The organism is candidate division KSB1 bacterium, from assembly GCA_034521575.1.
Lineage (GTDB): Bacteria > Zhuqueibacterota > Zhuqueibacteria > Residuimicrobiales > Krinioviventaceae > JAXHMJ01.
In genome coordinates, this window is the sequence record JAXHMJ010000003.1 from 453420 (window position 1) to 466237 (window position 12818).

At 43.3% G+C, this 12818-nt stretch carries 8 protein-coding genes; all 8 read left to right on the forward strand.

Going from position 1 to position 12818, the window contains the following annotated elements:
• Window positions 1-105: 105 nt before the first annotated feature.
• The 8 genes from U5R06_10515 to U5R06_10550 all read left to right on the forward strand — a co-directional run bounded on the left by U5R06_10515 (window position 106) and on the right by U5R06_10550 (window position 12817).
• Window positions 106-1404: a nodulation protein NfeD gene (locus U5R06_10515; protein MDZ7723212.1), complete on the forward strand. Its 1299-nt coding sequence runs from the start codon at window positions 106-108 to the stop codon at window positions 1402-1404.
• A gap of 10 nt (window positions 1405-1414) precedes the next feature.
• On the forward strand, window positions 1415-2179 hold the full coding sequence (locus U5R06_10520; GenBank protein ID MDZ7723213.1) for a slipin family protein: 765 nt from the start codon (window positions 1415-1417) through the stop codon (window positions 2177-2179).
• A gap of 717 nt (window positions 2180-2896) precedes the next feature.
• The gene (locus U5R06_10525; protein ID MDZ7723214.1) at window positions 2897-3394 is read left to right on the forward strand and encodes an RNA polymerase sigma-70 factor; all 498 of its coding nucleotides are present in this window, start codon (window positions 2897-2899) and stop codon (window positions 3392-3394) included.
• Between the two features lie 132 nt (window positions 3395-3526).
• The gene (locus tag U5R06_10530; GenBank protein ID MDZ7723215.1) at window positions 3527-4543 is read left to right on the forward strand and encodes a FecR domain-containing protein; all 1017 of its coding nucleotides are present in this window, start codon (window positions 3527-3529) and stop codon (window positions 4541-4543) included.
• Between the two features lie 26 nt (window positions 4544-4569).
• Entirely contained in the window at window positions 4570-7899 is a 3330-nt protein-coding gene (locus U5R06_10535; GenBank protein MDZ7723216.1) for a TonB-dependent receptor, read from the forward strand.
• Window positions 7900-7997: 98 nt separating this feature from the next.
• Window positions 7998-9665: a T9SS type A sorting domain-containing protein gene (locus tag U5R06_10540; protein ID MDZ7723217.1), complete on the forward strand. Its 1668-nt coding sequence runs from the start codon at window positions 7998-8000 to the stop codon at window positions 9663-9665.
• Window positions 9666-9839: 174 nt separating this feature from the next.
• Window positions 9840-11465, forward strand: a complete 1626-nt coding sequence (locus U5R06_10545) for a T9SS type A sorting domain-containing protein (GenBank protein MDZ7723218.1) — start codon at window positions 9840-9842, stop codon at window positions 11463-11465.
• Between the two features lie 32 nt (window positions 11466-11497).
• A complete protein-coding gene (locus tag U5R06_10550) occupies window positions 11498-12817 on the forward strand; it encodes a glycoside hydrolase family 88 protein (protein MDZ7723219.1) in 1320 nt (439 codons plus the stop codon).
• Window position 12818: the final 1 nt, after the last annotated feature.

A 12818-nucleotide genomic window follows, 5' to 3' on the forward strand; every position in this document is an offset into this window, starting at 1 on the left:
AAATTGGGAAATAAAACCCTTGTTTTTCAGGTTTATTTTTAAAATATTGGTACAGCCGGATGTTAACTATTCGGTGTGATTGATTATGAACATGGGAATCTATATATGAAACGGCCAATTTACAGTCTGTTGACTGTACTCATTTTTACCGTGTCCTCGGTTTTTGCGTCTGATGATATTCTGAAAATCACCATCGAAGGCGATATCAATCCCATATCCGCGGCGCATATTCTGGATCATATTGAACGCGCTGAACAGGAAAACTATCAGGCGCTTTTGATTCAGATGGATACGCCGGGAGGACTGTTGCAGTCGACTCAGGACATTGTCAAGGGCATCCTGCAGGCCAATGTGCCGGTGATAACCTATGTATCACCCAGCGGCGCCGGAGCGGTATCCGCCGGGGTGTTTATCACCATGGCCAGCCATGTGGCCGCCATGGACGAAGGCACCAATATCGGCGCAGCGCATCCGGTAGGCGGCGGACAGCAGCAGGACACCTCCGGGGTGATGAAGGAAAAAGTGGAAAATTATGCCGCGTCCTGGGCGCGCGGTATTGCCGAGAAAACAGAGCGCAATGCCGACTGGATTGAACAGGCGGTGCGCAAAAGTGTGTCGATTAATGAAAAAGAAGCCGTTGAACTGAATGTGGTGGATTTGATTGCGCCCAACCAGGACTCGCTTCTTGTTTTGCTGGACGGCCGCGAGGTACAGCTTCCGGAAGAGACAGTGATCTTGTCAACGGCTGATTCGCGGGTGATCAGCCGTGAAATGGGCTGGATGCGGTCGATTTTGTACAAGATATCCAATCCGACGATCGCCTATATTCTGCTCACACTGGGCATTTACGGCATTATTTTCGAGCTGTCGAATCCGGGCGCTATTCTGCCCGGCGTGATCGGCGGAATTTTCCTGATTCTGGCGTTTATGGCATTGCAGACCCTGCCGGTGCAGGCCGCCGGAATTCTTTTGATTCTGTTTTCAATTGTTCTATTTGTTCTGGAGGTCAAAGTGACGAGTTTCGGTATATTAACCATCGGCGGCATTGTCTCTATGTTTTTAGGCGGCATTATGCTGTTCGAAGAAGCGCCGGGTTTTCCGTTTCAGGTGGACTGGCGCATCGCACTGACCGTGGCCATATGCACGGGTGCGTTTTTTATTTTTGCTCTCGGCATGGCGATGAAAGTCCGTCTTACCCGGCCCAAGACCGGGAGCGAGGGCCTAGTGAATACCACTGGAACCGCGGTGACGGATATTGATCCGCGCGGCGATGTCCGGTTGCACGGCGAATACTGGAGCGCGGTGAGCGATGAGCCGATAAAAAAGGGCGAATCGGTTCGCGTGCTGCGAGTGGATGGACTGCAATTAAAAGTTGTCAAACAAGATTCCGATTATAAATCGTGAGGAGGAAGTCATGTCACCTGTATTAACTGTTGTTGTCGTTCTTGCTGTCATTATACTCGCCAGTGCCATCCGGGTGCTGCGCGAATATGAGCGTGGTGTTGTATTTCGACTGGGCCGACTGATCGAAACAAAGGGACCCGGTATCATTTTGCTCATCCCGATCATCGATCGTATGGTTAAAGTGTCTCTGCGAACCATTGCCATGGATGTGCCGCCCCAGGATATCATCACCCGGGATAACGTATCCGTCAAGGTCAATGCCGTGTTGTATTTCCGCGTTCTGGACCCGGCCAAAGCGATCGTCGAAGTGGAAGAATACCTGTTTGCCACCTCGCAGCTGTCGCAAACCACCTTGCGCAGCATTCTGGGCCAGTCCGATCTGGACGATCTGCTGGCGGAACGCGACCGTATTAATCAGGAGCTGCAGCAGATTATTGATTCCCAGACAGATCCCTGGGGTATCAAGGTGTCGCTGGTCGAGGTCAAGCACGTGGATTTGCCCACTGAAATGCAGCGCGCTATGGCGCGTCAGGCGGAAGCTGAGCGTAATCGCCGCGCCAAGGTCATCCATGCCGAAGGTGAACTGCAGGCATCCAAAACTTTGGCCAAAGCCGCGCAAAACATGGCGGTCAATCCCCAGGCTCTGCAGCTGCGTTATTTGCAGACCCTGAATGAAATCGCCGCGGAAAACAATTCCACCACCATTTTCCCGGTGCCTATCGATCTGCTGAGACCGTTTTTGAAATTGAAAAAAGGTGAAACAGAAGAAGAATAAATCCAATCAACTGCCGCGGCGGCCGCCGCGGCAGGAATTCCGTTGTTTCGGATTCATCTGGGGGATATTGAACACGTCTTTTGTTCTTGTTGTAAACAGACCTGAAAAAAAATCAATGCTCCTGTCGGTCAAACCCGATTGAGGCTTTTGCAGCCATTGTCATTCTGACTTGACGTACTTAGACCCAAGGCCGTGATGTTTATGATGTCATGTTTCTGTTATCACGCTGGCGGGGTTTGAATCCAAATTTTCAGTATTTGAATTCCGCGTTACAGCAAACCCATTACACAGGTCCGAAAATTTTTAGGCAGAATTGGCAAAACATACTGCGTCAAACAATTCAACAACGCAACTAAAAAACCATCGTCTCTGATGTTGAATCTTTTTTGCAGAGCAGCGCGGATTTGCAACTGTTTACAAAGGAACATATGCTGATGCTGTTATAGGATAAGATGAAAAATACCGATTTGAGCATTGTATTCACTCGTCAACCGTCAGAGTTTGCCAGGCTGCTGATCATTGCGCCGGTTAAGTGCTTTGTCAATCAGAATCCTCTTAATAGGCTATTAATCCCATTTCAATAATAGGTATATTCATAGTATATTAAATAAATTTTGAAAATAATAATATTGCTATTTATAGTCAGAAAAACGATATTATAAATTGAAATATATGGTTCATCTGACATGAGTCTGGTAAAGGATATTATTCAAGGCTATGAAGAATTTTGAGCGACTCTATAAACAGCATATTCAAGATCTTGTAAAATTTTCTTTTTACTATGTTCGCGATTTAGACACCGCTCAGGATGTTGTTCAGGAAGTTTTCCTTAAAGTCTGGGATAAAAAACCTACTTTGAAAAGTGTTGAGCATGAAAAAGCCTACCTATATAAACTGACAAAGAATGCTTGTTTGATGATTTTAAGAAAAAAACAAGTGAGGCAAAAATATCAGCCGACTAAAGGGGAAAGCATATCGGATTCACCGGAATCGGATTTTATCAGCAAAGAGATTGATGATGCATATAAAACGGCTGTTTTAGAGTTGCCGGAAAAATGCAGGATTATATTTTCTATGAGCCGCTTTGATCACCTTTCTCATAAAGAGATTGCTAAAACGCTCGGCATCTCGGTAAAAACAGTCGAAACGCAAATCGGCCGGGCTTTTGTGTTCTTGAGAAAACGGCTCTCCTCTTTCCTCACATTGCTATTTTAGCACTTTTTTATAAAATATTAACAATTTTTCACAAACAGTAAAAAACCTGTAGGGGTAAAACCAGTCTTAGGCATTGTATATATGTAGATCTAGATCACAAATAGTCAATTCACTTACTTTAAGGAATAAAAGGTGAGGGAAAAGAAACGGCTTCAATTCATTGCTCGTTATTTAAGTGGTAAAAAAAGTAAACGATTCAGCAAATTTGCCCGTAAAGTTGAGTCCGATACTGAATTTTTTAAAGAATTATCCCAGATGAAATCGATATGGGATTATGATGTTAATCTGGTCGAACCAAAACCTGCTGAGGAGATGTGGCAGGATTTTCAAAAACGACTGCGTTATGAAAAGAATCCTACCAGGCGTGCGGTTTCTCAATATGCAAAGCGTCGGCGCATTTCACGTTATTCTTTTGCATATGCATTTGCTATTATCGTGCTGCTTTTACTGCCGCTGTCAATTTTTGTTTATAATAATGTAGAAACAACAGAACAGACCGTTCAGTATTCGGAAATAAGAGTGCCACATGGGCAGCGGCATACATTGCAGTTGAGTGACGGAACGAGAATTATATTAGACTCTGGCAGTTATCTTCGTTATCCGTCCACATTCTCGAACAAACGCGTGGTTTATCTGAAAGGTGAAGCTTTTTTTGAGGTGACAAGAAATCCTCGCAAACCGTTTATTGTGCATGCTAATAAAGCGCGCGTTCAGGTTTTAGGAACAAAATTTAATATTCGGGCCTGGGAACCAAGTCACAAGGTAGAGGTCGCTGTTAAAGAGGGTCTGGTTTCTCTGCAACGAGCCGATTCTACGGATGCCAAGATGGTCTATATTGAAAAGAACCAAATCAGTATTCTTGAGGATCAAAATCCACCGATAGAGCCCATGAGTACGGATATAAGCCATCATCTGGGTTGGATGCAGAACGAAATTCGATTTGAATCAGCTTCTATAGGTCAGGTTTTTGAACAGTTGCAGCGCTGGTATGAGTATAATTTTGTTATTTCTGATTCCAGCATTTTGCAACAAAAGGTGACAGTGCATATTTTGAATACCAATGTGGAAGATGTATTGCAAATAATGGGTAGACTTACGGGCAGTTGTATTGAACGAGAAGGAAATCAAATTCGCTTTATTGAGAAATAACAAGCTCAACATCGGAGAGTGTGAACATGATGTTAAAACGGAATATGCTTTTTCTATTCATAGTCATTCTGGCCATGCAGGTTTTTGCAGAAAAGAAAGAAAAAGTGTCTTATGCGATGTTAAATGATCTCTATGGTAAAAACATACCACATAATTTTTTAAATAAAATTACTTTTCATGCAAACAAAACCCCACTTGAAGAAGTGTTGTCAGATTTTTCAACAATGGCTGGTTTGAATTTAAATTACAATCGAGCCGAGATTCCGCTCGATCAACCCATCACGCTTCACATGGAAGAGGTCTATGCTGTTGAGGCACTGTTTGCTGCCTTGTCCATGACGAATACCAGATTATTCATTTCAGATGGTGGGCAACTTGTTATTGAAGCGGGAAGTCCCGGCGGAAGTAAAAGCAGTGCCGCCAGGGAGAAGAAAAAAACCGGCACAATAAGAGGCAAAGTTATTGAAAAAGCCACAGATTCACCGTTACCTGGCGCAAATGTCATTCTTGAGGGTACCAGTATAGGGGCAGCCACGGATTTAAAAGGTGAATATTTAATTTCAAACGTGCCAGAGGGAAATTACACACTCGTTGTAAAATACATTGGGTACAATGATGGCAAAAACACCATTTTTGTGAATCATGATAAGACAGTTCAATATGATGCTGAAATGGAAAGGGCCACTGTAAAGGGCGAAGAAATTACCATTACAGCCCAGGCCGAAGGACAATTAGCAGCCATCAACCAGCAGTTAGCCTCCAGGACTATAAAAAATGTTGTCGCGGCAGACCGTATTCAAGAGATTCCGGATGCCAATGCCGCTGAATCCATTGGGCGGTTGCCCGGTATATCGATCGTTCGAAGCGGTGGTGAGGGTCAAAAAGTGTCAATCCGCGGAATGTCTCCAAGATATAACGTGATGATGGTTAATGGTGTTCGATTGCGCTCTACAGATCGGGATGATCGCAGTGTAGATTTAAATATGATTTCTTCCAATATGCTGTCAGGAATTGAGGTCACAAAAGCATTGACGGCAAATATGGACGCTGATGCTGTTGGCGGAACGGTGAATCTGAGACTCACAGGAGCAGAGCCCGGCTGGCATGGGAATATCACGATGCAGGGGGGCTATGGGTCTATTCAGAATAATTATGATAATTACAAGACTAACGCTTCCTTGAGCAATCGATTTTTCGATGACAAGCTTGGTGTTGTTTTGACTGCCAATGTAGAACGTATAGACAGAAGTTCCGATATGTTAAGAGCGGGTTACGGCGTTAATGAAGAATCTGATAAGGATGAAAAAGGGTTGTCAAACATCGATTTAAGCAGTGTCAAACTCAGAGATGTGGCCACGAAAAGAAAACGGCATGGGGCCGGTTTGATTCTTGACTATCGTTTACCGGCCGGAGAACTCTTGTATCATGGATTTGCGAGTCAGCTTTCTGAACATCAAATGGATATGTCGAATTCTTTGCCTGTCGATATGGAGCGGCTTACAGGTTATATGATTGAACGTAATATTAAAAATACTGTCATGAGTCAGGCGCTTCAAGGTAATTATCGTATCGGTCAAATAAAGCTGGATTTTTCTCTGCATCAATCAATCTCTAGACAGAATCGACCCGGTGATCTGCAGCTTAATATAGGTTCACCCGATGAACCCAGTATATTTAGTGCATTATCCATTGAAGATGCGTTCAAAGCCACGCCGAACAGGTATTTAAATTCCGTCACGGTCAATAATAATGTGTTGGCGGTTAGTGAACTGTTTAATATGAAACGTGATGTTGTCGAATCGGAACGCATGGCGCAAGGTAATTTGGCCATTCCGTATCAATTCAGCAAAAATGTGACGGGAAAGCTTCGGCTCGGTTTCAAGTACGGGAACACCGAGCGCGATAATGATGAGACGCATGATGTTGTGGCCTTTGAGACAGGGTCGAATGGAAAAGAGTTTACACGAATGCTGCCTGAACTATGGCCTGAATTGGGTGTTGAAGCAAAAGATTATGAACAAAACCTGCGTGCCGGTTTATTTGAAAATCCCGGTTATGATGAAGGTAATTTTCTCAGTGGTAATGAATCTGTGAATTCTCTTTTCTGGACCGGCTCTTTCGGAAAGTTGAATCATTTGGATCAGCTCGCGAAAGATGAGGATGTTTATGTGATTGATGGGCTGGCATCAACTGCACGCAGATATGACATGACCGAGACCTTGACGGCATTTTATATAAGCACGGCATTAAATCTTGGCAGGCGAATTACGTTTCAACCGGGTGTTCGATATGAATCTTTTGAAACTGACTATCTGGCGTATAAAGGAATTCAGACCGGTTGGCGTGTCTGGAATTATTTTTCCGAGCCGGTCACTTCTACCCGCAAAAGTGATCAATGGTTTCCTCAAATACATTTAAGAGTCAAACCTGCAGAATGGTTTGATATTCGCCTGGCAAGTACACGCTCCCTGATTCGCCCTGATTACAGAGCTTATTCTCCCTATAGTTATTATGCCGGCGTTTCCGCGCAACCGTCTCTGCAAATTGGAAATATTAATATAAAACCTTCTATCTCCAATAATCTGGATTTGTATGTTTCCGTTTATAATAATGCCATTGGACTTTTTACGGCAGGTGGATTTTATAAAGAAATAGATAATATTATCACTCCATTGCGTTTTCATTCATCAGATAACGATGATATCGATAATCAATACGAATTGGGCGGAATCATGACCGTGATTGATACCTGGATCAATGTAAACGAGAAACCAACCATTGTACGCGGTTTTGAGCTGGATTGGCAAACCAATTTCTGGTATCTCCCATCGATATTTAAAGGGATGGTGCTGAATGTGAATTACACAAGACTTTTCAGTGAGACTATCTATCCTTATGATGTGTTTTACAAAGATCCAGACAATATTTTTGCCCGCGGCGTGTTTGTAGACTCGTCCAGAACCGGCCGCATGCCACATCAACCCAATGATGTGCTGAATCTGACAGTGGGGTATGATTTGGGCGGATTATCTGCTCGACTTTCCTTTCTCTTTCAGGGACAAATGCTGGGTAAAGGCGGATCCGGAGAAACCGCCGGTAATATACGAGGCAGTTCCAGCCGAATGGGAAACGTGGCAATCGGCATTCGCCCGGAATTGGATCCCTACACAGATGACTATTATCGCTGGGATTTGACAGTTCAGCAAAAATTACCGTGGCCTGGATTTCAGCTATATTTTAACGCAAACAATTTATCTAATAGCATCGATCAGCAATCACTCAGTATTCTTGGAAAGCTCAAGGCCCGAGAATATTATGGCCGAACCTTTGATCTTGGTTTTCGATACAGATTTTAATCTTTTGTTTTTGCAATGTGAAAGGAGGTGAGTGGAAAAAAGTAATTGTATTTGTAATTCATTTCATACATTAAATCCAACGAATGGAGGAAAGTTAAATGCGGAAATTCTTTTGTATGGTTGTCATGGCATGTTCTCTGGTTGCTAGCTTGCTAATGGCTCAAGGCGCTGATCAGGATACACTTGTGCTTGACCCCAACCAGTTTGTGAACGGTCAAATTCTTGGAGATACCACAGAGACCGGCGAACGTTTAAATCCGGATCGTGTGTACAAGGTAGAGAGAAATAAATTTTATTTATTTGACGGGCGACTGGATGTAGAAGGCTTCAAGTGTGAAATTGTCGGTCCCTACAACGGTCCTATTGTTCATGATACAGAAAATGGTCATCCACCTGTTTTGCTAATGAAAGCAAATGATAATGGTCAGGCTAAACAATTTTTCAGACTCTATACAGACGGCGAATTCATTCTGAAAAATTCCATTTACGCCGGATTGTCCGATGCGGGCGTTACAACCGGACGTTTTATGGACAATACCAGCGGAAAGCGTGTTATATTGGATAATCTGATTGTTTCACAGAACCGTTTCCAGAACCGATGGTTGGCAGAAAATGGCGAACACATCGTTCGCAACTGTGTTTTTATGAACCATTGGGATGGCTCCAATACAGCGGAGCGTGGTGTTGGTTTTGTAGTCAAACCTTCGACTGCGAGTTTTATTTGTGAGAACAATACCTTTGTTAATATGGGTGCCCCCATACGCGTGCGGGATCCGCAGTTTGAGACAGAGACCTATTACGCACATAATACCTGTGTCAATACCATGATGCATGAGCTGGGTTTGAGACAGAAGGAACTCATTGCCGCCAATAATTTGTACTATAATTGGAGTTGGGTTGGATATGGTGATGCAAAATTGACCGAAGAACCACTCGATCTGCTGGTCATGTATCTGGCCGATAATAATGAAGCCGTTAATATGGACAGTGTTTCACTGTATTTCGGTGATAATGCATTCTATCGTGAAACAGCCCTGGAGAACTGGTACAATAACCAGGATACAGTACAGCTGGCAGGGATTTTACCTCCTTCCGCGTATGACTATGTTGCGCTGGATGATAACTGGACGATCGGAGAAATTATTGAAGGTAAAGACCCGCAGTTTTCTTTGTTTGACTCGAATTCAGATTCTTTGATTGGATTCCTCGAAGGTTATTTTGCCATTCCGCCGGTTATCCCTGCTGCGAACTGGCTCTCGGATTATCTTGTCATGTGGGATGAAAACGGTCCTTATATGAATCAATGGCCGTTACCGTTTGATCTGAGCTACAGTAATCCGGACTTGATGACGGCCGCTTCCGATGGCTTGCCGCTCGGTGATTTGAACTGGTTCCCCGAGAAAAAAGCGGAATATGAAGCCAATCGTGAGGCCATTGTTGCAGATTTAGCAGCAAAAAAATCAGGTGCAACGGGCGTGGAAACAGCAGCTGCAAAGGTTTCTAATTTCAACCTTTTACAGAATTATCCCAACCCGTTCAATCCGACAACAACCATAGCATTCTCTTTGAAAAATCCCGCGAGTGTAAAGGTGACTGTTTATAACACACTTGGCCAACAGGTAGAAACCTTGTTGAACAAAACGATACAAGCCGGAGCCCACAGTGTGATCTGGAATGCGGGAAATAACGTCAGTGGTGTTTATTTTTATGAGCTGCAAATTGACGGAGCGCGGTCCAAAATCATGAAAATGATGTTGGTCAAATAAAAAACCAGCACGTTAGGAGCAATACTGATTTGTCGCCAAAACATATCATATCATCGCTCTAAACATACTGGCCTTGAAAAAATGTAACAATAAATAATCGAATACACAATAAAAACCCTGGCCGAACACCATTAATGGCCAGGGTTTTTAGTAAAAGTAAATAAAGGTGTGATCATGTCCAAATTTATACTCTATAAAGCAATGTCAAAAATTGTCGCCATAGTATTACTCATGTTGATTTTATTCAGTTCGATGCTTTTGGGACAACCATATTATTTATCCGGAGGCTATGGAACCAACACCCAGGGAGGTTTGAATGGAAAAGTCATTAAAGTAACTTGTTTAAACAGTGACGGCCCCGGGTCATTGAGAGCGGCCTGTGAAGCGTCCGGAGAACGGCTGGTTGTATTTGAGGTGGGAGGCGTTATAGATCTGGAAAAATCTTCAATTAAAATTAAAAATCCCTATATCACAATTGCCGGGCAAACAGCTCCTTCACCGGGAGTGACTATTATTCGCGGCGGACTTTCGGTGGTGACTCATGATGTCGTTATTCAGCATTTGGCTTCCAGACCCGGTGAGGCCGGTGAAGCCAAAGGCAGCGGCTGGGAAGTTGATGGTATGTCCGCTTATGGCGTTAATGCCTATAATGTTGTTTTTGATCATTGCTCCGTGACCTGGTCCACTGATGAAAATTTATCTATCTCCGGCCCGCCGGATTCAGCACCCGGCGAATCAAGTCATGATGTGACGCTGTATGGGTGTTTAATTGCTGAAAGCTTGTCTCATTCCACGCATAGCGGGGGTGAGCATGGCAAAGGTACGCTTTTGCTGGAGGGGATTACCAATGTGTCTATTATTGGCTGTCTCTACGCGCACAATAATCGCAGAAATCCTTTTGTGAAAGGCAATACACGGACTGTGTTTGTCAATAACCTGATTTATAATTCTGGCTCCCAGTGTATTGGCATGGCCGATCGCGGCAAATCCCCGTATGTTGGCAAATCCCATGCTGTCATCATGGGCAATGCCTGGATGACCGGTCCCAGTAGTTCGAGAAAAGTATTTGTACACGGAGTGGAGGACAGAGTATGCGCGAATGTTTATTTTAGTGACAATTTTCTTCAAGATCGTTCCGGCAATCATATGGAACTGAACCTTGCAAATATTCATATTTATCAATTAAATAATGCCCCGTTGTGGTTTGAAGGACCGGAGGCAAAACCGGCGTCTGAATCAATTTCTTGTGTTTTGCGAACAGCCGGTGCAAGGGCTGCAGACCGGGATCCTGTCGATCAACGCATTGTTCAGACTGTCATTGATTCAACCGGAGCTATTATAGACAGTGAGCAGGAAGTGGGGGGGTATCCGGTCTATGATGTTGTCAACCAGCCGGTTGAAATTCCAGAGACGGAAGATTTGCGACGCGCGTGGTTAGACAGTCTTTCGCAGTCTATCGGAACCGATACGACACTGGATCTTTCCGAATTTGAGTCCAATGCATCTGGAGTTCAAGAACAGGATGTAAATAGAAATTCTTTTGACTATGAACTGAGCAGCTATCCGAATCCTTTCAATCCGACAACCTGCATAAAGTACACATTAAAAAGCGCGGAACATGTATCAGTTCAAATTTTCAATATTGTGGGCCGGCAAGTTGCGATGCTGTTCAATGGTTTTCAGGAGGCGGGGCAATACCAAACAAGTTGGTATGCCGGGGATAATAAAAGTGGATTGTATTTTTGTCGTTTAAGGGTTGGTGAACGGACAAAAATTTTGAAACTTTTATTACAGCATTAATCGCAATTAATGGCTTTTAATTGGAGATAAACATGCGTTTAAATTTAATTTTTTACTTTATATTTTTATCATCGCTTGCTGCCGGTGATATACCCGAACATTCAGCCCCTATAGATATTGCCAAAGGGGTTGCTGATAAAATTATTGATACAGCAACATTTGAATTCAAAGATATTACGAACGGCGAAAAATTCGAGAACATAAACGGTTTGCCTTTATCACCAGATATTCGTCTTGTCAGTAAATATAATAACTGGAAATACTGGAATGGTGTGATTCATATCGCCATGCTGGCATTGGAGAAAAGTACAGGTGAGAAAAAATATAGCGGTTATGTAAAAAATACATATGATTTTATTCTGAATGAGAAAAATCTGCAATATTTTCAAAAACAGTATTATGCCGCTTTAACCGGCAAAGTTGACGGTAGACCCTCTGAAGCATTTGCAGCTCTAAATGGAAACACAAACGGCGTAGCCTTTCAACAATTCTTCCGCCTGGATCGTCTGGATGATTGCGGCGCTATGGGCGCCGCTTTGATTGAAATGTATCGCCAAAACCATGATCCTCACGTTCATAAAACCATCCACCGTTTTGCGGACTATATCAAAAATGAGGAATTTCGACTGGAGGATGGTACCCTGGCACGTATCTGGCCGAGACAGTATACTATTTGGGCTGATGATCTATATATGAGTGTCCCCTTTATGGTACGATATGCTATCTCTATGAATGATACAGAAATGCTGGAGGATGCGGTCCAGCAGGCTCTTGCCTATTATGAATACCTTATACGTCCCGATGTGAATATCTGCTATCATTGTTATTATTCGGATACTGATGAAAATGGAACTGCAAGCTGGGGGCGGGCCAATGGATGGTTTTTGCTTGCTTATATTGATTTATTGTCAATCCTGCCGGAAGATCACCCGGATCGCAATCAGTTGATTATGAATTTACAGCATTTTATCAAGGGAATTACAAGATGTCAAAGTCAAACAGGCGCCTGGCACCAATTGCTTGATAAATCGGATTCTTATTTGGAACTGTCATGTACGGCAATGTTCACCTATGGCATCGCCAAAGCCGTAAATCAGGGCTGGGTTCATAAAGACTATGCCGATGTCGCTGAACAGGGATGGAAAAGTATATTGTCAAACATGACGGAAGAGTATGATGTCAATTCAATTTGTGTAGGTACGGGTATTCGCCCGTCTATTACCTACTATTACAATCGCCCGGCAAAAATGAATGAACCTCATGGATTAGGTGCTGTTATTCTGGCAGGCATAGAGATGACAAACATGGAAAAATATAAACTCTATCGTCCTAAAATCATGAAAAAGAATTAAT

What these genes read in the sequence shown, in the direction of transcription:
- U5R06_10550 (MDZ7723219.1), top strand. Translation starts at nt 11,498, where the DNA reads ATGCGTTTAAATTTAATTTTTTACTTTATATTTTTATCATCGCTTGCT.
- U5R06_10520 (MDZ7723213.1), top strand. Translation starts at nt 1,415, where the DNA reads ATGTCACCTGTATTAACTGTTGTTGTCGTTCTTGCTGTCATTATACTC.
- U5R06_10535 (MDZ7723216.1), top strand. Translation starts at nt 4,570, where the DNA reads ATGATGTTAAAACGGAATATGCTTTTTCTATTCATAGTCATTCTGGCC.
- U5R06_10540 (MDZ7723217.1), top strand. Translation starts at nt 7,998, where the DNA reads ATGCGGAAATTCTTTTGTATGGTTGTCATGGCATGTTCTCTGGTTGCT.
- U5R06_10545 (MDZ7723218.1), top strand. Translation starts at nt 9,840, where the DNA reads ATGTCCAAATTTATACTCTATAAAGCAATGTCAAAAATTGTCGCCATA.
- U5R06_10525 (MDZ7723214.1), top strand. Translation starts at nt 2,897, where the DNA reads ATGAAGAATTTTGAGCGACTCTATAAACAGCATATTCAAGATCTTGTA.
- U5R06_10515 (MDZ7723212.1), top strand. Translation starts at nt 106, where the DNA reads ATGAAACGGCCAATTTACAGTCTGTTGACTGTACTCATTTTTACCGTG.